We start from the raw sequence: 22682 nt of genomic DNA, 5'->3' as shown, positions 1-22682 counted from the left end.
TTGTTCAGGTCGTTGATCATCCATAGAGGGCCGTGTCGGGAGGCCCGTCGTGGGGCAGATCGGCCTGGTTCAAACGCACACCGGGCTCGGGAACAACATGGCTGTTTCGGTGATCGCTCGTCCTCCTGGCGGAGGTGATATCGCAGGGTCCTGCGTCCCGAAGTGGTCTCTCGACGGTCGATATCGAGCATCGATGGATATCCGCACGACTCAGCGCGTGCGAACCGGCGTCGCGTCGGGCCACGCAGAGGCGGCCAAACTGCCACACGGATCTGGCGATTCCACGAGACGAGGTCGCGCCCCATCGCGAGCTCGCGCGCAGCGGCCACGCTCGCGGCGCCGCGCGGCTTACGCTCCCCCTGCCCTCGCGGAGCGATCAGCGCTAACACCCTCGCGCCATGGATCCCGAGCAGCGCGCCACCCAGCGGAACACCAGCCAGGGGAGCACGGGCGCAGATCGACAGCCGCCGCCGGCGGAGGAGCCCGAAGGCGTCGCCTGGAAGGGCGCGCTGGCCGTCGCCCTCGTCGTCGGTGGCCTCGTTGTGTGGCGCGCCTGCTCCACACCGGGAGACGCCGCGAGCGACACGCCCGCGCCGCCCAGCGGGAGCCCCGCGGCGTCCGCGCCGAGCGACACCGACGATGCCGGCGCGGCGCAGGAGCCGCCGCCCCCGCGCTGCACGCCCGCGAGCCCGCCGCCGTTCGTCATCGGCGACGCGCCGCCGGCCGCGCGCGGGGCCGAGGAAGGCGCTGGGGGCGGCGGCGCGGACAGCGTTGAAGACATCGCGCCGTTCGCCGTCGAGGTCGGCCGCGGGACGACGTTCTCCGGCGGGTTCGCCGTGGGCGCCCAGCGAGAAGCCGAGGGCGGGACCGTCGCGATGGTGGCCACGCTCTCGGCCGACGGCGCCCAGGGGAAGCTCGTCCGGCTCGCGCGATCGCGCGGGGACATGGATCCTCCGGTCGTCGCAGGCGCCGGGGGCGCGATCCTCGCCGCGATGCTCGAGCCGAACGCGGGCGGGCGCGCGATCAAGGTCGCCAGGGTCGAAGGGGACCACGTCACGTGGGGGGCCGAGCTCGCCGAGGGGCGCGACGAGTCGCTCGCGCTCGACATCGCCGCGTCCGGCGAGCGCGCGGTCATCGTCTGGGACGACGTGACCCGCGACGGCAAGCGCTCCCGGATCATGCTCGCCTCCGCCGACGTGGGCACGCTGCGCTCCGTGACGTCGGCCCGCCCGGTCTCCCAGCCGAGCACCGACGCCGAGACGCCGCGCGTGATCGGCCGGCCGGGCGGCTACTGGCTCGCGTACATCGCGCGCGCCGAGGAGCCGGCGCGAAAGGCCGCGGCGAAGAAGGACGACGGCGACGAGGACACGGCCGCGGCAGGCGAGACGATCGCCCACCAGTGGATCGAGGTGGTCCCCCTCGACGAGACGGGCGCGCTCACCGCGACGCCCCGCGCGGTCACCCCCAAGAACGGACACGTGCTCGCGTACGACCTGACGCTCGGCGAGGACGACGGGCTCATCCTCGCCTTCCGGGACGACGACACCCCGAGCGGCTCGATCGGAGGGCGCATCAGCGCCGTGCTGGTGCGGCTCGGCGGCGCCAGCGAGCCGCGCGTGCTCGTCGGCGGCGATCGCGACCAGGACGCCCCGCCCGAGGCCGCGCTGGGCCTGGGCGCCGGGGTGCCGGCGCTCCTCCCCGGCGCTCGAGGCACGGGCGGGCAGGACCCGGCGAAGGCCGCAGCCGCGGCATGGCTGGCGATCGCGAACGCGTCCGGCCCGACGCAGCTCGCGGCGCTCACCGCGAGAGGCGAGCTCGAAGGCGGGCTGCGCGCCGAGCCGGCCCTCGGGCGCGGCGAGCCGATCGCCGCCTCCGCAGAGGCGCTGCTCGTGGCGCAGCCGGCCGGAAAAGCGATGAAGCTCGCCTTGCTGCGCTGCGCGTCGACAGCACCGTTCAACAAGTAGGTCGCCCCTGTATCGGTAAGCGCGCGACGCCAGCGAGCAGGCGCATCGACTGTAGATTGAGGGCGCGTGGATGTGTAGCATCCGCGGCGGTGGCCCACGGGGACGATCCGCAACACGAAGCGTCGCGCCGGCCTGGTTTGCCGAGCTTGTCCGGATCGCCGGACGAAGCTGGCTGGGAAGCCAACGCCGACAACGCTCAAATGACGCGCGCGAGCGCGCAACCTCAGCCCGGCGCGAAGACGCTGCTCGTCGGCACGAGCACGTCGAGGCTCGACGCGCCGTCGAGCGCGAGCGCGCCGACGGACGGCGAACCGCTGCCGGCGGCTGCGAGCGCGCCGACGGACGGCGAACCGCTGCCGGCGGCTGCGAGCGCGCCGACGGACGGCGAACCGCTGCCGGCGGCTGCGAGCGCGCCGGCAGGCGGCGAACCGCTGCCGGCTACCTCAAGCCCGCTGCCGCCGCCGAACCCGCTGCCGCCGCCGAACCCGCCGCCGCTGCCGAGCGCGCCGCTCACCTCGAGCCCACCGCCGCTGCCGAGCGCGCCGCCGCCAGGGCCGAACAAGACGCCGGCACCGAGCGTACCGCCGCCAGTTCCGAGCAGGCCACCGCCGCTGATCCGCCGCAAGGACGGCAGCGTCGCGAGCGCGCCGCCGCCGGCGCCGCCGTCGCTTGCGCCGCCGTCGAGGCCACCGCCGCCGATGCCTCCGGGAGGCGCGTCCAAGACGACGGCGGCGCCCCCTGGAGCCAGCCCGGCCCGCCCTCCGGCGCGCGGCCCAGGCCAGCGCCCGCCGAGCCCGAACCGCGCCGCAACGCAGCCCGCTCCAGGCTCCGCCGCGAGCGCGGGGAAGCCGGCGCCTGGCTCCCAGCCGGGCGCCCCTGCCCAGGCGATCGCCGCCTTCGACGCAAGCACGACGCCGATGCCCATCTCGGTCGAGCCGACGGCGACGCCGCTGCCCATCTCGGTCGACCCGACGGCGACGCCGCTGCCCATCTCGGTCGAGCCGAGCTCGTCGCCGACGCCCATCTCGGTCGAGTCGATCGAGCCGGCGCTCGCGCAGAGCGCCGCGCCGGCATCCACGCGAAGCGCCGCGCCGGCGCAGAGCGCTGCGCCGGCGCCCGCACCGAGCGCCGCGCCTGCACCGAGCGCCGCGCCAGCGCCCGCACCGAGCGCCACGCGCACGCCTTTGCCAGGCGGCGCGCCCGCGCCGGGCGCCACGCGCACGCCTTTGCCGGGCGGCGCGCCCGCGCCAGGCGCCACGCGCACGCCTTTGCCAGGCGGCGCGCCCGCGCCAGGCGCGCCACGCGCGCCGATACCGGGCGTCACGCCGAACGCCGCGCATGCGCCGGGTGTCACGCCCGCGGCGCCCGCGCAGAGCGCCGCGCATGCGGCGACCGTGCTGCACGCGCCGAACGCCGCGCATGCGGCGACCGTGCTGCACGCGCCGAGCGCCGCTCCTGCGCCCGCGCCGAGCGTCACGCACGCGCCCGCCTCGCCCGCCCAGCCGCCTCCGGCCCCGCGCTCGCAGCCGAACGCGCCCGAGGCGCCCGCGCAGAGCCCGCAGCTCGCCGCTCCGGACCTCGCCACCGAGCTCCAGCAGCGCGCCGATCGGCTCAAGGGCAGCGATCCGGTCGGCGCGGCGCGCGCCCTCGTCGAGCTCGGCATCCACGAAGAGCGGGCGCTCAAGAACCCCGCCGCCGCGCGCCGCTCGTACGAGCGCGCGCGGCAGCTGTCCCGCACGCTCGAGCCGGCGCTCTCGCGGGTCCACCGCGTGCTCGACGCGCGCACCGAGCTCGCCCTCGCGCTCGAGGTCGTCGAGGACAAGCTCCGCGTCGCCGAGACCGACGCCCTCCGGGCCGACCTCCTCGCCGAGCGGGCGCGCCTGCTCCAGGCGCTCGGGCGGACGCCCGAGAGCTGCGAGGCGTTCACCGAGGCGCTGCGGCTCGTCCCGCTCCACGCCGCGTCGCTGCGCGGGCTCGAGATCGCCCTCCGGCGCGAGAGCGCCCGCGGCGCCGAGCAGGCGGCCAAGGACCTCGCCGCGCACCTCGACCGGCTCTCCGCCGCCTACGCCCCGGGGCGCGGGCGGCCGGACGGCGACGGCCAGCTCACCGCCTGGATCCACGTCGAGCGCGCCGCCGTGCTCGATCGGAAGCTCTACAAGCCGGAGCTCGCCCTCGCGTCCCTCGAGGGCGCGATCGCGTTCGATCCCGGGCCCGGACCCGTGCGAGAGGCGCTCCGCCGCCACCTCGTGCACCACGACGGCATCGTCGGCCTCGTCAGCGCGCTGTCCCTGGAGGCCGATCACGAGAGCGACGACGACCGCGCGGCGCGGCTGCTCTACACGGCGGCGCGGCTGCTCATCGACAAGATCCGGTCCCCGGCGGACGCGGTGCCCCTCCTCCGGCGCGCGTCGACGCGGGCGCCGGCCGGCTCGCCGACCGCGCGGCGCGTGGTGGGCGAGCTGATCCGCCTGCTCGAGGCGAGCGGCATGCTCGAGCTCGCCGCCAACGTGCGCCAGAAGGAGCTCGCGCTCCTCACCGACAAAGAGGCGATCATCCACGAGCACGTCCGCCTCGCGGAGATCTACGACACCCTCGGGGACGCAGAGCAGGCCGCGCTCCACGCGACGCGCGCGCTCGAGCTCGATCCCGAGGACAGCTCGACGCGGGAGCGGCTCGACCGCGCCCTCCAGCGCCTCGGCCACCACGCCGAGCGCGTGGAGGTGTGGACCGCCGTCGCCAACGCGGACCGGCCCGCGCCCGTCCGGGTCGCGGCGCTCCTCCGCGCCGCGGACATCTCCGAGCGCCACCTGAAGCGGCGCGACGAGGCGCTCGCCATCCTGCGCGCCGCGTGGGCGATCGAGCCGGGCAACAGCTCGGTCTTCGACGCGCTCTCCGCCCTGCTCACGCCGGACGCCCTGGCCGTCGAGGAAGATCCGCGCGGCGTGCAGGCGCGGCTCGACCTCTACACGCAGGCCGCGAGCGCGACGGAGGACCCGACGCGCAAGATCGGGCTGCTGGAGAAGCTCGTCTCCATCTGGGAGGACGAGCTCGCCCAGCCCGCCCGCGCCGTGGAGGAGATCGAGAAGATCCTCGAGATCGACCCGGAGCGGCGCGCCGCGATCCTCGCGCTCCAGCGCAACGCCGCGCGCGCGGGGGACGCGCAGCGGCTCGCGCGCGCGCTCTGCGCCGAGGCCGAGCTCACGAGCAGCCCGCGCGAGCAGCGCAGGCTCCTCCTGCGCGCCGCCGACGTCACCGAGCTCAGGCTCGGCGACCGCGACCGGGCCTCGTCGCTGGTCGACCGCGCGCTCGCGATCGATCCGGCCGACCCCGACGCGCTGCGCGCGCGCGTCCGCCTCGACGAGCGCGCCGGCCGGTACGAGGAGGCGCGGCGCGCGCTGCTCAAGCTCATCCAGCGCGACCCCGCTGGAGACGCGGCGTTCAGCCTCTGGATCGAGGTCGCGGGGCTCGACGAGCGGCGCCTCAAGCGGCCGCACAGCGCCGTGGAGTCGTACCGCGAGGCGGCGCGGAAGAAGCCCGCTCACCCGCTGCCCCGGATCGAGATCGCGCGGCTCCTCCGCGAGACAGGCAACTACGAGAAGCTCGTCGAGGTCCTCAGCTCGCTCGCCGACGAGGCGCAGCGGCCCGACGACCACGCGCGGCTGCTCTTCCAGGCGGCCGAGGTGCAGGAGCTCGCCCTCGGGCGCGATCAGGACGCCCTCCGCCTCCTCGCCCGCGCCGACGCGGCGCTCGCCTCGGGCCAGCACGATCCGGCGATCCTCGACGCGATGGAGCGCATCTACGTCCGCGCCGGCGGCGCAGGCGTCGGCGTCGGCCTCGGCGCGCCCGTCGCGCAGCGGCCCGCGACCGGCGCCCGCGCGTCCAGCCTGCCGGGGATGTCCGCCTCCATGATCGCGAGCGAGCTCGCGGGGCTGTACGCGCGCTGGCTCGAGCGCAAGCCGCCGGCGCTCGTCGATCACGCGCTCCGGATCTCCCTTGCGCTGGTCCTCGCGGACAGCAGCCCGCGCCAGGCCGTCGAGATCCTGGAGGGGCTCGTCGGGGTGGTGCCGAACCACATCCCGGCGCTCCGCATGCTGGAGCAGCTCTACCGGCACCTCGAGGCGCCGACGTCGCTCGCGACCGTCCTGCGCGCGGAGGCCGACGTGTTCACCTCCTCCACCGCGCGCGGCGGCGCCCTCTGGGAGATCGCGTCGCTCGAGGAGCAGCTCGGCCCGAGCGCCGCGCTCGAGGCGCTCGCGCGCATCGTGAAGGAGGCGCCCGACGACGCGGCCGCCCACCTGGCGATCCTCCGCATCGCCGCCAAGGCGAGCCCCGCCGATCCGATCGCGCCGCGGGCGCAGGCCCTCTTCGCCGGCGCCATCCGCGACAGCCGGGAGCTGACGCCCGATCCCATCGCGCGCGCCCTCTACAGCGTCGAGGAGGCGCTCCTCGCGGAGGCGCAGGCCGACGCGGACCCCGCCGCCGCCCGCGCGGCGCTCGCCGGCTTCCGCAACGCCCTCGGGCTGTGGCCCGAGAGCCTCATCGCGGCGCGCGGGCTCGATCGGCTCGCGCAGCGCCTCGGCGACCGCGCGAGCGTGATCGCGGCCCAGCTGGCGCTCGCCGACCTCGTCCTCGGAGCGCCCGCGCGCGCGACGCACCTCGTGCGCGCGGCGGAGCTCACCGCCGAGGACGCGTCCCCCGAGGGCCGCGCGCGCGCGCTCGAGCTGTACGAGAGCGCGCTCCGCGCGGATCCGAGCTGCGTGGCCGCGGCGCGCGCGCTCGCCAGGGAGCTCGCGGGCGAGCCCCAGCGGCTCACCGACCGGCTCGGCGAGGCGCTCGGCAAGGCCGCGAGCCGCGAGGCGATCTCGCTGCTCGGCACGGAGATCGCCCGGTCGGTGCTGCAGCACCACGGGCGCCCGGGCGCGATCGACGCCGGCGTCGGCATCGCGGCCGTCCGGCGGGTCATCGAGGCGCTCCCGAACGACGCGGCGGCGCTGCTCCTGCTCGCGCGGCTGCTCACCGCGCAGCGCGTCTGGCTCGAGGCCCGCGACGCCCTGAAGCGCGCCGTGGCCGCCGCGACGGACGCCGAGACCAAGATCGCGGCGCAGTTCCTCATCGCCGATCTGTACGAGGGGCCGCTCGCGAACCCGGCGCTCGCCCAGGACGCGCTCCAGGCGGTCCTGTCGCTCGACGCGCAGAACCGGCCCGCGCTCGAGCGGCTGCACAAGCTCGGCGTCACGCGCGGCGACCACGCGCTCGCGCTGCGCGCGCTGGGGCGCCTCGTCGAGCTGTCGCCCGACCCGGGCTCCCGCGTCGAGGCCGCCCTGCGCCTCGCGGACGCCTACCGCGACGCCGGCGACACGGCCGGCATGGTCCGCACGCTGTGCGACGCGATCGTGAGCGCGCCCGGCGGCGACACGCGCGGGTGGGTGGCGCTCGCCCGCCTGTACCGCGTCGACACGAGCGAGGGCGCGACGGCCTACGCCAAGGCGCTCGCGCAGCTGCTCGAGGTCGCCGAGTCGCGCCGCATCCCGGCCGATCCGCGCTGGCTGACCACGCTCGGCCTGCTCGAGTCGACCCTGCTCGTGCGGCCTCGCGACGGGCTCGCGCGCCTCCAGCAGGCCGTCGCGCTCCCGGGCGCGCCGCCCGAGTCGCGCACCGCGCTCGGCCGCGGCCTCGAGGCCGCGGGGCGCAACGCGGAGGCGGTCCAGGTGCTGCGGGACGTGCTGACGCCCGATCCGGAGGTCTTCACCCGGCTCCCGGACCTCGGCCCGGCGCTCGCCGCGCTCGAGGCCGCGCTCGCCAAGGACGGGCGCGCGGAGGAGCGGATCACCGTGGAGGAGGTCCGCGCCTGCCTCGGCGAGGTGTCGCTGGACCGCATGGCCCGGCTCAGGAGCCGGCGCGTCCCGTCGGAGGCGCCGTACGCCGGGGCCTTCGCGGGCCCCGAGATGGGCCGACTGCTCCTCCCGGAGGCCCGGAGCCCCTGGATCGACGTGGCGCTGGCCATCGCGCCGATCGCGGCCAAGGCGATCCGCTTCGAGCTGAGCAACTTCGGCATCAGCTCGCGCGAGCGGATCGGCCCGCGCGACAACCACCCGACGCGGCATCTCGCCGAGCGCGTGGGCCGCGCGCTCGGCATCGAGGCGTTCGAGCTCTACCTCGTCCCCTCGTGGCAAGGGGCCGCCCGCGTCTTCCCGGGTGATCCCCCTGCCCTCGTCGCGCCGACGTCGTTCATGGAGCTCCCGGAGCTCGAGCAGACGTTCGCGCTCGCCCGCCTCTTCGCGCGCATCGCGGTCGGCTTCACGTTCCTCGACGAGATCCCGGCCGAGGCCACCGACGGCCTGCTGCTAGCGTCGATCCGCACGATCGATCCCGGCTTCGGGTCGGGCGCGATCTCGCCCCCGCGCGAGCACGCCGCGCAGCAGATGCTCCCCGGCGTGCAGCGGGCGATCGGGCGCCGCCAGCGCAAGATGCTCGAGGAGCTCGCGTCGACCGTCGCGGTGTCGTACGACGCGCGCGCCTTCGTCCTCGGCCTGCGCCGGAGCGAGCACCGCATCGGCTACCTGCTCTGCGGCGACGCGCTCGCCGCGATCGACTACCTCCGCCGGTACGATCGCGACATGGCCCGCTCGACCGAGGAGCCCCGCTTGCTCCTTCAACACCCGGTGTCGAACGAGCTGCTGCGCTACGCGCTCTCGGCCGAGGCCTACACCGAGCGCCGGCGAGCCGGCTCCATCTGGCCCGCCGTCTGAGCGGCGCGCGCCCGCACAGGAGACGGGCCCATCTCGACGTTTTCGGTGCTCGGCGTACGGGAGTACGCCTGCGCGCCGAAAACGCCGATCTGGGCCCGTCTCCTGTGCGGGCGCGCGCCGCTCGGCAGGGCGCGTTCCGGGGCGGATGAGCTCGGCGGCGGCGAGTCACTACAGATGAGCCTGGTGGGGGGCGCGCCACGATGAACGAGCGGTGGTGACGCGGGTTGGCAAGGTGTGTTTCATGACCGGTGATGTTTGGTATCGAGAAGATATCGGCGCTTCCGCGGTGACACGGACGTACAGTTGACCGGTGATGTTATGTGGCTCCCTAGATCGCGGTGGGCAATCGAACATCCGTGTTGAAAAATCACTGCGGTTCTGCGGCGACAGGGACGTACACGCGAATACCCATGTCGTATGGCGCGCCGGGGCGGCGGTGCTGCGTCGAACTCGTAATTGTCCGACCGGAGCGGTGTCCGGGCGTTTGAGGCGCGCGGAGAAGGTCAGGAGGACGGCGCGTGGTATCCTGAGCTTTGCGTGAGCAATCCGCTGATGCCAGGCGCCCTGGTGGCGAGTCGCTATCGGGTCGATCGCCAGCTGGCCGAGGGAGGCATGGGGGTCATCTGGGCCGCCACCCACCTCGCGAACGGCGAACGTGTGGCGCTGAAGCTGCTGCGCCCCGGCGCGGCGGATGACGCGTCGACTCGGCGGCGCCTCGTCCGGGAAGCGCGCGCGGCGGCGGCGGTCGATCACCCGAACGTGCCATCCATCCACGACGTGCTCGAGCTCGACAACGGGACGCCGTTCCTCGTCATGGATCTGCTCGAGGGGGAGTCGCTCCGCGACAAGCTGCTGCGCGAGGCGCAGATCCCCCTCCCCGAGCTGTCGCGCATCCTGCTGCCGGTCATCTCGGCCGTCGGCACCGCGCACGCGCTGGGCATCGTCCACCGCGACCTGAAGCCCGACAACATCTTCCTGCTCACGCCCGACGCGGCCGCGCCACGCGGCTCGCCCGGCGCAGCGGACGCCGCCGCCGAGGAGCACCCGAGCGGCGCGGCGGCGCCGGGCTCCGCGGATTCGCCGGCGGCCGCGCAGCACGACGCCCGCGTCCGGGTGCTCGACTTCGGCATCGCCAAGGTCACCGCCGCCCCGGGCGAGAGCAGCTGGTCGTGGGGGCGCACCGGGAGCGGCGAGATGCTCGGGACGCCGTACTACATGTCGCCGGAGCAGATCCTCGGCGAGCACGACGTGGATCACCGCGCCGACATCTGGTCGCTCGGCGTCATCCTCTACGAGTGCCTCACCTCGGTGCGACCCACCGAGGCCGAGAACATGGGCAAGGTGATGAAGCGCGTCCTGACCGGCTCGATCCAGCCGATCGGGGAGAGCGCGCCCACGCTGCCCGCCGACGTCGCGGCCATGATCGATCGCATGCTCAGCCCGGACCGCGCGCAGCGCCCGGCCGATCTGCGCGAGGTCGGCGCGCTCCTCGAGCGCTACGCGGCCGTCGCCCTCCGCCCCTTCGGGCCCCCGGCGGCGCCCAGGGAGCCGGAGAGCGACTCGCTCGTACCCAGCGCCCGCGCCAGCGACCCGCTCGTGCACAGCGCCCGCCTCAGCGGCTCGCTCGCGCCCGACGCCCGCATCAGCGACGCGTTCCCGGCCAGCACCGCCGATCTGGACGGGGAGGCGTCGATCGCGACGCTGCGCGCAGGCAGCCTCCTGCCAGCGCCCCCCTCGAGCAACCGGCTGCGCGCGCGCAGCGCCGGAGCGGCCTCCCTGGAGGCGCCGCCCGACGCCGCGGCGCTCTCCACGCCGGAGGCGGCCGACGACGCCGCCGCCCTCGCCGAAGAGGGAGCGGTCGCCCCGTCGGCAGCGGCGCGCCGCGCGAAGCGCGCAGGGCTCAAGCTCGTCGCCGCCGGCGTGCTCATCGCCGCCGGAGCAGGCTTCTCGCTGCTCCGCTGCTCCGCCTCGTCAGCGCAGGAGTCGCCCCACCACCGCGTCATCGCGCCACAGACGCACGCTCCATCGAACGATGAGTGATCGGGGCAACTCCGGATCTGCCGGAGAGCCCTTGAGGGAGCCGCCTGAACGAGCCAGTGTCGAGCTCGCCAAAATCCGGTTGTGACGCGGTACGACCGCGTTCTGCCCGGTCGGATTCCTGTTGCGCCGGGATCTTGAACGCGGCCACGCTCTCTTACCTCAGGAGAGCTTCATGCCCAGCGATGTCACCGTCCGGATCCGTTCGCCCCGAGGGTTCGTCGACCTGCCTGGCACCGTGGATGCCGTCGGGCCAGCCGCGTCCTCCGCCTTCGAAGAGCGAAAGTCCGCGCCAGGCATTCACCTGCTCGCGGACGCGGTGAGCGACAGCGCTTATGCCATCTCGCTCTCGGCGCCGGTCCCCGGGGAGAGCCTCGCGGCGCTCCGGGAGCGCGAGGGCAGGGCGCTGCTCATCGTGTTTCCCGGCCACTCGCCCGTGCGCAGGCGGCTGCGCGCCGTCGCCGTCTCCAACGTCGAGGTCGTACCGGATCCGGGCGTGGCGTCGCAGGCGGCGCCGCTCGACCTGAACGCGGGGCGCGAGGGCGCCGCGCCGCTCTGGCTCCTGCCCGCCGGGGTGTTCAGCGCGAGCCCGACCCTCGGTCCCGACGGGCCCGCCGCCCGGGATGCCCTCGTCACCGCGGCCCGGTGGATCTCGTCGCGCCGGACGAGCACGCTCACGCAGCTCTTCCCGCCGAGCGCGTTCCACCCGGAGGAGCCGGTGCGCAAGGAGCGGCTCTCGGCGCGCCGGGGCGCGGCGCTGCTGGATCAGGCGCGCGCGGCGCTCGAGATCGCGGCCGTGGGCGGCGACGAGGCAAGGCGCGATCCGACCGCCGCTGCGACCCTCCGCTCGGCGGCGACGACCATCCTCTCGCACCTCATCGCGACGTCGCTGGACGACCGCGGCTTCGCGCCGGTCGCCGAGCGCGCCGCCGAGGAGATCCTCGCGCTCATCGACAGGGAGGCGGGCGACGAGACGGCCCGGCCGGCGCTGCGCGCGCACGCGATCCACCTGCTCCAGCTGCGCGCCCCGGGGCTCACGTCGGCCCAGCAGGAGCGAGCGCGGGCGCTCGTCCGCGGGCTGCTCCGGGAGGCGCCGCCGTACGACGAGCTCACGGGACCGTGGAACCTCGCGATGTGCGGCGCCTCGGAGTTCCACGAGGGCGAGTGCAACATCCTCGTGTCGACCCACGGCTTCAAGGAGATCGCCCTCCCGCCCGAGGCGCCCCCGTCGCCGAACGGCTGGAGCCCTTACCGCGCCTTCGAGGCCCCCTTCAAGACGCCGGCCGGCGAGCCCATCCGCGTCTTCGCCCGCGCCGCCGCCCCGCGCGACGAGAACCTGGAGATGGGGATGGCGTTCTTCATCGGGCTGCTCATCAACCGGCACGCCCAGCTCGGCGCCTTCGACCTCCGCGCGGCCGCGGTGCAGGTGAAGCAGGAAGGGTACAAGCTGATGATGAACTCGCAGTGCGCGGGGCTCACCACGCGCTTTGCCATCTCCCAGATGTTCCCCGACGCGGACATCTACTCTTCGTGGGGCTCGACGTATTTCAGGACCGGATCGGACGGGGTGGTCACCTCCTCCGAGGGGGTCGACTGCTTCGTCGCCGCGCTGCGCGGGATGAGCGAGCGCGCGTCGCACGCCGAGCTCGACGCGCGCCTCCGGAAGGCGCAGTGGCCCCACCCGCAGGCGCGGGTCCCCGGGTTCTCGCAGTTCGTCGGGCCCTCGCACCCGCTCGTCGTCGCCCGCTACTCCGACGTGAACCGGGACGGGCGCGCGGATTACTACGACGGCTTCCTCGACTTCCAGCTCACGGACATCGCCGAGGACATCGAGGCCTCGATGACGCCGCGCGACCCGGGGGTGAGCGCGTCGCAGATCGGCGGCGACGGCGCGGCGGGCCTCGACTGGGCGGCGGGCAGCCTCAATCGCGTCGCGCAGTACTCGGACATCTGGGCGGGGCTCACGGGCCAGAGCGAGCTCTACTATGCCTTCCAGTCGGGGGGCTTCTTCAGCCACCGCGAGCCGCCGCTCGACGTGCCCACGGGCGACGCCGTCCAGCAGGATCTCGGGCGGCTCCCGGCCGTCACCCGCTTTCAGCAGAGCAAGGAGGCGCTCGGCGGCCTCTCGGTCGAGGTCATGTTCCACAGCCACCTGAGCCACGCGGCAAAGGAGCTGAAGCGCCTGCTCTGCGCGGCCGACGCCATGCGCCGCGCCTTCGATCTCGGCCACCTCGCGGGCGAGGAGGCGCTGTCGACGCCGCGAGGGCAGCGCTGCGCCATGCTCCTCACGATGGCCGGTCTGCTGGAGTTCCCGGCGGACCAGAACCGCATCGACGGCCTGTGGTCGATGGCGCTCAAGGCGCTGCGGCTCCCGGAGGTCTCCCGCAGCGCGGTGCGCGCCTGCATCACCGAGGAGGACCACGAGCTGTCGAACTACTACGGATCGCGCCGCGGGCTGGGGCAGCTGCTGGCGGCGCTCGAGAAGAGCGACCCCGTCGCCTTCGAGCAGCTCGGCGCCGACGACCCGCTCGTCGGCAGGCTCGCCGAGCTCGACGCCGGCGCCGTGTGACGACGCTACGTTGACCCAGCGACCCAGCGAGCCGACGAACCAGCGAGCCGACGAACCAGCGTGACCGCGCCGACCGGCGGGGACACGGGCCTTGCAAAGAGGGCCTTGGAGGGGCTATGCCCGGAATGGGACCTCATGCTGTGCCCTCGTTGCCATCGGCGGTACGCGGATGACCACCGCTTCTGCCCGCACGACGGAGAGAAGCTGGTCGCGAGCCACGACATCCGGCGGATCCGATCCCAGCCCACCGAGCACGTGGGCACGATCGTCGCCGAGCGCTACCGGGTGCGGGGCCTGATCGGCAGCGGCGCCATGGCGCAGGTGTTCCTGGCGGAGGACACGAAGAGCGGCGCGCCCGTCGCGCTGAAGCTCCTGGAGCAGAGGTTCCGCCGCGAGCCCAAGGTGAAGGCGCGGTTCCTCCTGGAGGCCAAGGCCGCGGCCACGGTCGTTCACCCGAACATCGTCGAGGTCCTCGATATCGGCCTCCATGAAGGATCGCCCTACCTCGTGCTGGAGTTTCTCTTCGGCGAGTCGCTGAGCTCGCTGCTCCTGCGCGAGAAGCGGCTGTCCCCGGAGACCGGCGTCCCCTTCCTCCTGCAGGCCGCGGCCGGGCTCGGCGCGGCCCACCGCGCGGGGATCGTCCACCGCGACGTGAAGCCCGCCAACGTGTTCCTCGTCGGGGAGAAGGGCGACGCCTGGGCGGCCAAGGTCGTCGATTTCGGGTTCGCGAAGCTGTACGAGCACTCGGGGCTCACGCAGGCCGGGGTGACCGTCGGCACGCTGGAGTACATGGCGCCGGAGCAGACCGTCAGCGACCCGCCCGACGGGCGCACGGACGTCTACGGCTTCGGCATGCTCATGTACCGGATGTTCACCGGCCGGCTCCCCTTCAGCGTCACGCGGAGCTCCTCCCCCGCCCTGGCGCCCGCCATGGACGAGGCCGTGGTCCTGGCCAGTCAGCTCGTCACGCCGCCCCCGCCGCCCAACCTGGGTGAGAGCCCGGCGTCCCGCGCGCTCGAGGCGGTGATCGCGAAGTGCCTGCGCAAGCGGCCGGAGAACCGGTATGCCTCGATGGAGGCGCTCTGCGAGGATCTCGCCCGGCTCGGGCGGCCAGGCGCGCTGGCGGCGCACGCGCCGATCGCCTCGCCCGACGTGTACGCGGCGCAGACGCCCTATGGCGAGCACGCGGCGCGGTTCCTCTACAAGCAGCTCGGAAGGGTGTACGGCGCAGCGCCGTAGCCGCGGCATGCGCGGAGCGCGCTCCCTCACGCGACGCACCGGTGCGCGCTCCCTCGCGCGACGCCGCGCTTCCGCGCTGGCCCCTTGCGCCGCCGCCCTCGGCTGGCTGCTCTGGCCGCTCGTCGCGGGCGCGTCGCCCGAGGAGCCGCTGCAGGCAGCGCCGGCGGCCGCCGCCACGGAGCCCGACATCCGCCCCACGCTGGCGTGGCTCCTCGTCCAGCTCGTGCCGAGCCCCGAGCTGTGGCTCGAGCCGGGCGAGGCGCACTTCGGGTTCCGGTGGCAGGTGACGCCGCTGCTCTACTCGTTCGGGATCAACCGCAAGCTCTCGCCGTGGCGCGCCTTCATCGCGGAGCCGCTCACGCGCCACGCCGGCTCGATCGAGCTCTTCGGCTCGCCCGGGTACGTCGCCCGTCCGGGCGCGTTCGCCGATCGCTGGCTGATCCGGGGCGGCGTCCGCGCTTACTTTCCGCTCCTCGATGGAGGTGACTACCTGTCCTGCTCGCTCGGCGGATCCGCGCTCTTTGCTCGAGGGCACGTGGCGGCCTCGTACGAGGCGGGGGTCTATACCCTGTTCGGCGCCCTGGGCGCGCAGGTGGCGACCACGCCGACCGCCGCCTTGCGATCGACCACGTTCACGCTCAGCATCCGCTACTTCTGACGCCGCGCATGGCCACGCGCCCCTCCTCGTCGCCAGCTCGCCTCTCCGCCGCGGCGCTCCTCGCGCTCGCGGGCCTGTCGTGCAGCGTGCCCGCGCGCATCCTGGAGAGCAACGTGGCGAGGCTGTTCGCGAGCCCGCTGCCCGTGCCGGACAAGGTGCGCGCGCCGTACCGCCCCGAGGCGCGGCTCGCCGCGCTCTGGGTCGGGCACGCGACCGTGCTCGTGCAGATCGACGATCGATGGATCCTGACCGACCCCGTCTTCACGTCGACGGTGGGCCTCATGGTGAAGCGGCTCGTCGAGCCGGGGCTCGCTCCGGAGGATCTGCCGCCCATCGACGCCGTGCTGATCTCGCACATGCACCTCGACCACCTGTCGCTCGGCTCGCTGTCCCTGATCGAGCCGAAGGTCCGCGCGCTGCTCGCGCCTCGAGGCGGGCTCGTCTACGTGCCCAACTATAGCTTCGCGTCGTTCGAGGTCCCGACCTGGACGACATGGCGGCAGGGTGATCTGAAGATCACGGCCGTCCCGGTGCGGCACTCCGGCTATCGCTACGGGCTGGACCGGGACTGGATGACGGAGAGCTTCACGGGCTATGTCGTCGAGTACCATGGGATCACGGTCTACTTCGGCGGCGATACCGCCTATGACCGCGACGACTTCGTGAAGACGCGCGCGCGATTCCCCTCGATCGATCTGGCCCTCTTGCCGATCGCGCCGGTGGGGCCGCGCGAGTTCATGGAGAGCAAGCACGTCGATCCGGCGGAGGCGGTGCAGGCCTTCCTCGACCTCGGGGCGCGGCGGATGATGGCCATCCATTTCGACACCTTCATCAACAGCACCGATACGTTCGGGGAGGCGCCCCGCGAGCTCCGGCGCGTCATGGCCGCGCGCGGGCTGGGGCCGGATCGGGTGTTCCTGCCCAGGCATGGCGAGCAGCGGGTCCTCATCGCGAGGGGCGAGCCCGGGGGCGCGGCGGCGGCGAGCAAGCCAGCGGCGCGCGGCAAATAGCCGGGTCAGTCGAGCTCGCGCAGCGCCGCCGCGTAGTCCTCGGGCGTGTTCAGGTTGCGCAGCGATCGCAACGCCGGATCCGCAGCGCTGAGCCGAGGATCCGAGAGCAGGAGCTCCGGATCCGCGACCAGGGTGCGCGCCCGCTCGAACAGCGTGGAGAGCCGCAGCCTGCCCTCGGCGAGCAAGGCCGCCACCTCGCCGCGCACCGAGCAGGCGTACACCGCGGCGAGCGGGTGATGGTGCCCCTCCGCCCGCGGCACCGCGATGGCGTGGCCGCCCGCCTGGAGATCCGCGAGGCGCCGCACGAAGGCGGGGTGCAGGAAGGGCGAGTCGGTCGAGGAGACGTAGGCCCGCTCGGCGAGCGGCGCGACAGCGTCGAGCCCGGCCGCGATGCCCTGCAGCGGCCCGCGGCCCTCCACCGGATCGCGCGCGAGCAGCACCCCGTCCGGCAACGGCGGTAGCTCCTGTCCCGGCGCCGCGACCACAACGATCGGCCAGGCCGCCTCGCCGAGGCGCCGCACCACCCGCTGGAGCAGCGCCTCGCCCCCGAACGGCAGCCATGCCTTGGGGCGCCCCATCCGGCTGCTCTGCCCGCCGCACAGCACGACGCCCGCGAGCCCGGCCACGCGGCCCGCGCCGTCGCCGTCCTCCAAGGGCGCTGTCATGAGCTGCACCGCCGCCCTGCATACCACCCCGCCTCGGAACATGCGCTCGCTGCGCGCGCCGAGCGCTGCCGCCGATGCCCCCGTGCCACGGCACAGACACTGCGTCACCTCGCGGACGGGGGCAAGATGCTGGTGTCGCTCGCCGGCGCGATGAGCACGGCCGAGCTGGGGGTCTCCCTCGCCGAGATGATCCGCCAGGGAAAGGTGGACATCATCTCGTGCACCGGCGCCAACCTCGAGGAAGGGCACCTGCTCGGTTGGGTGAGTGTCCCGAGGCGGTGCGTGCATTTTTGCACCGGCCTGGGCGCGCATCGCGAATCGACGGTTCGTCCGCCGGCGGGTACCAAAGCCTTACAACGACGGCAGGGCGGGCCCCGCGCCGCCCGCCCCTTCGCGCGGGTGCGCGCCGCCCCGACCCGTTCAGGGCGCCGTCATCCCACGCACCAAGGAACCCCAATGACACTTCGGCCGACTCACCTGTCTTTCGTGGCACGCGCCCTTCCGGCGACCATTCTTTTGTATACAGCTTGCGGCACCCCCGGCGTCGATCTCGAACCCGCACCCGACGGCGCCCCTGCGGCCGAGGTGTCGGCCGCGCTATCGTCTTCGACGACCGTCATCAATCGAGAGATTCCGATTCGGTTCGTTCAGTTCGTCGACGGAACCAACGACTCGCTCGGCCGGACCGCCCTGAACGAGCAGATTGCCGGCGCGAACGCCGCCTTCGTCAAGGCGGGCATTCGCTTCTCGCTGGCCGCATCGGTCGTCGTCACGAGCCCGACGTTCACCAACATCGGCGGCAGCTACGCCTGGCCCTCGCCCCCTTCGTCGGCGCCCCCCGTCGCTTTCAACCCCGGCTGCGCGGCCCCCGGGCTGAGCGGCACCGAGTCGGAAGAGATGGCCCTCTTTCGCGCCGCCTCGCTCTGCGGCAACGAGAACGAGATCGTCGTCTTTACCGTGCGCTCGAGCAGCCAAGCCTGGGGCGCCTACCCCTGGGAGGGCAACGGGATCATCGTGCAACGCTACAACATGGGCGCGGGCAACCGCACCTTCGCCCACGAGCTGGGGCACTACTTGGGCCTCTCGCACTCGTTCCGCGGCGCGGGCCTCGGCTACGATCTGTCGAACCCCAACCTCAAGAACCCCGCGACCGGCGCCCCCGCCAAGCTCGCCGACTTCTGGGACCTCGTGTACAAACCCGCCGACCTGCCCCCGGCGACCACGACCAACGTCTACTTCTCGAGCCGAGCGCAGGCGGCGGGCTACCCCGAATCGTCGCTGCGACCCATTCAAGGCAACAGCGGCTGGGCGCAGAACCCGCTCGGCTTCGCCTGCTTCGGCTCGCTCAACAACTGCCCCCCGGCCGAGCCCGACCGCACGTTGCGCTTGGCCGTGCCGCGCACGGGCTTCGAGTACGCCGACTGCAACCAGGCCGACCCCGGTTACAGCCAAACGTGCCTTTGCGTCAGCTTCCCTTCGGCCTGCGACATTCTTTATACGGGCGACGACGGATTGAAGGGCCTCGGCCTCACGCTGCCCGGCCACACGCCGTCGGCGCCGAACCTCGGCGCCAACCTCATGAGTTATAACTACGATCCGGGCTACACCGGCGACCGCTGGTCGCTCAGCGACTCGCAGGTCGAGCAGGTGAAGCGCGTTCTGACCCACGACGTCGACTCATCGTGGTTCGCCGGCGCCAGAGGCAAGAGGCCCGCGCTCGGCATCGGCAAAGGCTGGGGCGACTGGGAGCCCGTCGGCGCCGGGGTAAGGGGGCTTCCGGCCGCCGCGACCAAGCCGTCGGGCCAGCTCGATCTCGTCGTCAGAAACGCCGACGCCACCTTCGGCAACAAGGTGCAAAACCCCGGCTCGACCCCCTCGTGGTGGCCGTCGCAGCTCGGCCTGGCGGGCCTCGGCGGCTCGTCGAGCAAAGCGCCGGCGCTCGTCAGGCGGGGCGACCACCTGAGCGCCTTCATGCTCGGCAATGACAGCTCGGTTTACCACAAAGTGTGGGACCCTATCCTCGCCGGCTGGTGGCCCTCGCAAACCACGTGGGACTCTCTCGGGGGACCCGCTTCGGCACCGCCGGTCGCCGTCTCGCCCGACCCCGACTCGCTCGACGTATTCACGCTGAGCGCGTCGGGCAAGGTCTTGCACAAGTCGTGGTCGACCTTGACGGGCCAGTGGTCGCCCTCTCCATCTGGCTGGAACGACCTTGGCACGATGGGGTCCGCGCCCACGGCCGCCTCGTGGGGCGCCGGCCATATCGACGTCATCGCGCTCGACGCCAGCAAGCGGGCGTACAACAAGGTCTATAACGCGTCGGCCGGCTGGTGGCCCTCGCAGACGGGCTGGCAGGGCCTCGGCGGCAAGCAGTTCGCCGAAACCCCGGTCGTCGATTCGTGGGGCGCCGGCCACCTCGACATCGTCGGCCGCGGCGCCGACGGCCGCGCGTACAACAAGGCTTGGGAGGCGTCGGGTTGGTCGCCCAGCCAGACCGACTGGTATGACATGGGCGGCGACCTCGCGGGGCCCCCGTCGGTGATCTCGTCGGACGTCGGCCACCTCGAGGTCGTCGCCCGGAGCACCGACGGTCGATTGCTTTACAAAGAGTGGAGCGCGGGCAGCTGGTGGCCCGGGCAGACCGACTGGGCGACGCTCGCCGTCGACGTCGGCGGCGACCCCATCCTCGCGAGCTCGGCCCCGGGCAGGCTCGACGTCTTCGTCGTGGGCCCCGACGGCACCCTCTGGCACCGTTCGCGGGACCTTTAACCCCGAATGGCCCCGGGGCAGGGCGCCGCTCATCAGCGGCGCCCTGAGGTCCCAAGGTGCCCGCGCAACGCCTCGGTGACGAGCTCGATGACCGCCCTCACCGGCTCGGCGAGGGACGCCTCTTTGCGGTATACGATCGAGAGCCGGCTCTTGCCGAGGCTCTCGCCCGTGAGCCGCCGGAGCGAAGGCTCGAGCGAAGCGAGAATGCAAGGCAAGATGGTGATGCCCATGCCGGCGACGCAGGCGGCCAGAAGGTCGCTCACCTCGCGGTACCGCATGAGCACGCGGGCGCCTTCGCTGCGCTCTTCGAGCCACCGGGCCAGAGGGGCGTTGCTGATGCCGACCTCGAACCCCAACAGGTCGTGCCCCCGAAGGTCGCGCGAGCCGGCCGGAGCCGGGTGCCGCGCCAGGTAGGCTTCCGATGCATACAGCGACCAATCGAGCTCACCGATCTTCTTGGCGATGAGCTCGTCGCCGTCGACCGTGCCCGAACGCAGCGCGACGTCGGCCTCGCCCTTTCTGAGGTCGGCCGGGCGGCTGCCGCTCAGTACCTCCAAGACGATTTCGGGGCGGGCGGCCTGGAAGGCGCCAATGTGCGGGGCGAGCAAGCGGCCGAAGGCTGAGGGGGTGGCCAGCTTGATCCGAACCGTTTGCGACCGCACGGCCGCTTGCACCGCGAGCGCCGCCTGCTCCATTTGCTCGAGCAGCGGCGCGACCGTCTGGCCTATCGCCGTGAGCGAAAGCCCCTCGGGGCCGCGCGTGAGCAGCGGGGCGCCCAGCGCAGCTTCGAGCGCCACGAGCCTGCGGCCTACCGTCGAGTGCTCGACGCCCAGCGAGCGCGCCGCGCCAGCCAACGTTTTGGCCCTCACGGCCGCGAGGGCGTAGCGAAGGTCATTCCAGTCGAGGTCCGACGGCTTGGTCACGAGGGGTACAGCTTAGCCCAGGTGTGCCTTCGGCTGGAACGTCACGAAGCTGGCCGGCACGGACAGCGCGCGCGGTAGGTCGTCGTGCGGCCAGCAAAGCACACACGCGGCCGCGCCGCCCAGGTCAAGGCGAGGGCGCTCGCCCCTGCTCCTCCGCGCTCGAGAGCGCGACCTCGCCGAGCACGCCGTGGTTCGCCGCGCCGAACACGTTGTCCGGATCGACGGCCTGCTTCACCTGCCGCATGAAGGCGCGCGCGCCGTCCGAGTAGATGTCCTTCACGAAATCCTGCCGGATCTTGCCGATTCCATGATGGTGGGAGAGCGACCCTCCGGCGGCGAGGATCTCCTCTCGCGCGGCGTGCTCCATCTCGGCGTAATGGCGCACGGGGTCGTCGACGCCCTTCGCGTAGAAGCCGAGATAGAAATAGATGCAGACCCCCGTGGGGTAGACCTGGGTGATGCGCCCGGTGAAGAACGGCTTGCCCGGCAGGCGCCGCTGCTCGTGCTCGCGCAGGACGCGCTGGCGCACCCGGTCGTAGAGCTCGAGCGCGCGGCTCCACGGGACGCTCGTCTCGAAGCTCTCCGCGATCGCCCAGTGCTCGAACGTGAGATCGCGGATGTACGCGATGCCGAAGGTGAGCTGATAGCCACGCTCGCCGTTCGCCGCGCCCGCCTTCATCCCGCCGTGCTGCGCCGCGATGCGGTAGAGCGCCTTCTCCTGGAAGTCGACCTCCTCCTTCGTCCCCTCGAACACGATGGTGGCGACGGCGAGCTGGTGCGGATCGAAGCCCTTGATCCGGGTCACAACGAGCTTCTCCGCCTCGCTCTTCACCCGGGCGAGCACCCCGGACTTCTTCGGCTTGAGCGCCTGACCGAAGTGGAACTGCGTGTTGTCCATGACGCGCACGCTCGCGGGCAGCGCGCCGGCGCCCTGCAGGTCATAGAGGAACGCGAGCCCGCGCGCGAGGTCGGGGAAGATGACGCTGCCGTAGCGCTGGACCTCGGGCAGGGGGAACAGCTTGACGACAGCGCTGGTCACGATTCCATAGTTGCCCTCGCTGCCGAACATGCAGTTCTTCGGGTTGGCGCCGACGCTCTCGCGCGGGGCCACGTGCGGCCGCTCGACCACGCCATGCGCGGTCACGACCTGCATGTCGAGGACGAGATCCTCGATGTTGCCATAACGGTTCTTCTTCATCCCGCTCGCGTTCGTCGCGATCCACCCCCCGAGGGTCGAGAACTCGAGGCTGTCGGGCTCGTGCCCCATCGTGAGCCCGTGCTTCTCGAGCTCCGCGACGATGTGCCGCCCTGTCGCGCCCGCCTCGATGCAGGCCATGCGGTTCACGGGATCGAGCCAGAGGATCCTGTTCATGCGCCGCATGTCGACAGCGATCACGGTCCGCTCCTCGTGGATCGACAGGCGCAGGGCGTCCGTGACGTTGGTCCCGCCGCCGAACGGGACGAGGCACGCGCCGTGCTGCTTGGCGATCTCGGTGACGCGCACGACGTCGTCGTGCGACGCGGGGAACACGACAAGATCCGGGACGCGCTCGAGGCGCTCGTAGCGGATCGCCCAGATCTCGGCCCCGGTGTGGCCGTGGCCGCGCCGGAGACGCACGAGCGGATCCTGCGAGATCTGATCGTCCGCCAGGAAGCCGCGGAGCGCGGCGAGCAGCTCGCTCGCGACCTTGGCGTCGGGGATCCGAGGCGGGTAGTGCGGCTCGTTGCGGTTCTCGTAGGAGAGCGGCGCGGCGAGCGTGGCCGACATCCACGGGAGCAGCGACGGCAGCTCGACGTTGCTGATGCTGTACCGCGTGCCGGTGAGCACGACGCTGCCGCTCGGCTTGACGACGAACCGGGTGTCGGCAAAGCCCCAGCCGTCCTTGCGCTCCTCGTCGCGCGCCTCGTCCGCCGCGCGCGCCGCGGCGCCCGGCACGATGCGCGTGCTCGACGGCGTCGCGCCGCGCGAGGAGAGCAGCGTCGAGCCCGAGGGAGTCTCACGTCTTCGATTCACCATGGAGATAAGGCCTTCCAAGCAACCCGCGCACGAGCGCGCGTCCAATCCGGAGTAGATCGCGCTGGAGCGGGCCGGACATCCA

12 protein-coding genes are annotated in these 22682 nt (G+C 73.2%); 8 read left to right on the top strand and 4 right to left on the bottom strand.

Annotated elements, in window-relative coordinates; all coding sequences use genetic code 11:
• Positions 1-398: 398 nt before the first annotated feature.
• Positions 399-1964, top strand: a complete 1566-nt coding sequence (locus WMF14_RS49605) for a hypothetical protein (RefSeq protein ID WP_437798069.1) — start codon at positions 399-401, stop codon at positions 1962-1964.
• 223 nt (positions 1965-2187) lie between these two features.
• Here WMF14_RS49605 and WMF14_RS49600 read toward each other — a convergent pair whose 3' ends face one another.
• Positions 2188-3441 carry a hypothetical protein gene (locus WMF14_RS49600; RefSeq protein WP_437798067.1) on the bottom strand — a complete coding sequence of 418 codons (1254 nt, stop codon included), beginning with the start codon at positions 3439-3441 and terminating at the stop codon, positions 2188-2190.
• On the opposite strand from WMF14_RS49600, the gene WMF14_RS49595 reads away from it, so the two are divergent.
• The 6 genes from WMF14_RS49595 to WMF14_RS49570 all read left to right on the top strand — a co-directional run bounded on the left by WMF14_RS49595 (position 3395) and on the right by WMF14_RS49570 (position 16226).
• Positions 3395-8713, top strand: coding sequence for a cellulose synthase (locus tag WMF14_RS49595; protein ID WP_437798065.1), 5319 nt, complete (start codon positions 3395-3397; stop codon positions 8711-8713). The two genes, WMF14_RS49600 and WMF14_RS49595, sit on opposite strands and share 47 nt — an antisense overlap.
• Before the next feature lie 537 nt (positions 8714-9250).
• Complete coding sequence (locus WMF14_RS49590; protein WP_437798063.1) at positions 9251-10753, top strand: serine/threonine-protein kinase; 1503 nt, start codon at positions 9251-9253, stop codon at positions 10751-10753.
• Positions 10754-10925: 172 nt separating this feature from the next.
• Positions 10926-13319, top strand: coding sequence for a hypothetical protein (locus WMF14_RS49585; protein ID WP_437798062.1), 2394 nt, complete (start codon positions 10926-10928; stop codon positions 13317-13319).
• A 135-nt stretch (positions 13320-13454) separates the two neighbouring features.
• A complete protein-coding gene (locus WMF14_RS49580; protein WP_437798060.1) occupies positions 13455-14558 on the top strand; it encodes a serine/threonine-protein kinase in 1104 nt (367 codons plus the stop codon).
• 7 nt (positions 14559-14565) lie between these two features.
• The gene (locus WMF14_RS49575) at positions 14566-15216 is read left to right on the top strand and encodes a hypothetical protein (protein ID WP_437798058.1); all 651 of its coding nucleotides are present in this window, start codon (positions 14566-14568) and stop codon (positions 15214-15216) included.
• Positions 15217-15224: 8 nt separating this feature from the next.
• Positions 15225-16226, top strand: coding sequence for an MBL fold metallo-hydrolase (locus tag WMF14_RS49570; RefSeq protein ID WP_437798056.1), 1002 nt, complete (start codon positions 15225-15227; stop codon positions 16224-16226).
• A gap of 5 nt (positions 16227-16231) precedes the next feature.
• Here the strand turns inward: WMF14_RS49570 and mobA are convergent, their stop codons facing one another.
• Complete coding sequence (gene mobA / locus WMF14_RS49565) at positions 16232-16891, bottom strand: molybdenum cofactor guanylyltransferase (protein WP_437798054.1); 660 nt, start codon at positions 16889-16891, stop codon at positions 16232-16234.
• A gap of 126 nt (positions 16892-17017) precedes the next feature.
• Here mobA and WMF14_RS49560 point away from each other — a divergent pair, with 126 nt between their 5' ends.
• Entirely contained in the window at positions 17018-19660 is a 2643-nt protein-coding gene (locus WMF14_RS49560; RefSeq protein WP_437798052.1) for a hypothetical protein, read from the top strand.
• A 32-nt stretch (positions 19661-19692) separates the two neighbouring features.
• On the opposite strand, the gene WMF14_RS49555 is transcribed toward WMF14_RS49560, so the two are convergent.
• The gene (locus WMF14_RS49555; RefSeq protein WP_437798050.1) at positions 19693-20583 is read right to left on the bottom strand and encodes a LysR family transcriptional regulator; all 891 of its coding nucleotides are present in this window, start codon (positions 20581-20583) and stop codon (positions 19693-19695) included.
• 124 nt (positions 20584-20707) lie between these two features.
• On the bottom strand, positions 20708-22600 hold the full coding sequence (locus tag WMF14_RS49550; RefSeq protein ID WP_437798048.1) for an FAD-binding oxidoreductase: 1893 nt from the start codon (positions 22598-22600) through the stop codon (positions 20708-20710).
• Positions 22601-22682 lie beyond the last annotated feature (82 nt).

This window comes from Sorangium sp. So ce693 (genome assembly GCF_051521375.1).
In the GTDB taxonomy this organism is placed as follows: domain Bacteria; phylum Myxococcota_A; class Polyangia; order Polyangiales; family Polyangiaceae; genus Sorangium; species Sorangium atrum.
The sequence above is the reverse complement of the archived record's forward strand: the minus strand, read 5'-3'. Positions and strand labels throughout refer to the sequence as shown.

Excerpts from the sequence above, each read along its gene's own strand:
- WMF14_RS49605 (WP_437798069.1), top strand. The coding sequence starts at position 399 with ATGGATCCCGAGCAGCGCGCCACCCAGCGGAACACCAGCCAGGGGAGC.
- WMF14_RS49585 (WP_437798062.1), top strand. The coding sequence starts at position 10,926 with ATGCCCAGCGATGTCACCGTCCGGATCCGTTCGCCCCGAGGGTTCGTC.
- WMF14_RS49580 (WP_437798060.1), top strand. The coding sequence starts at position 13,455 with ATGCTGTGCCCTCGTTGCCATCGGCGGTACGCGGATGACCACCGCTTC.
- WMF14_RS49575 (WP_437798058.1), top strand. The coding sequence starts at position 14,566 with ATGCGCGGAGCGCGCTCCCTCACGCGACGCACCGGTGCGCGCTCCCTC.
- WMF14_RS49570 (WP_437798056.1), top strand. The coding sequence starts at position 15,225 with ATGGCCACGCGCCCCTCCTCGTCGCCAGCTCGCCTCTCCGCCGCGGCG.
- mobA (WP_437798054.1), bottom strand. The coding sequence starts at position 16,891 with ATGACAGCGCCCTTGGAGGACGGCGACGGCGCGGGCCGCGTGGCCGGG.
- WMF14_RS49560 (WP_437798052.1), top strand. The coding sequence starts at position 17,018 with ATGCTGGTGTCGCTCGCCGGCGCGATGAGCACGGCCGAGCTGGGGGTC.
- WMF14_RS49550 (WP_437798048.1), bottom strand. The coding sequence starts at position 22,600 with ATGGTGAATCGAAGACGTGAGACTCCCTCGGGCTCGACGCTGCTCTCC.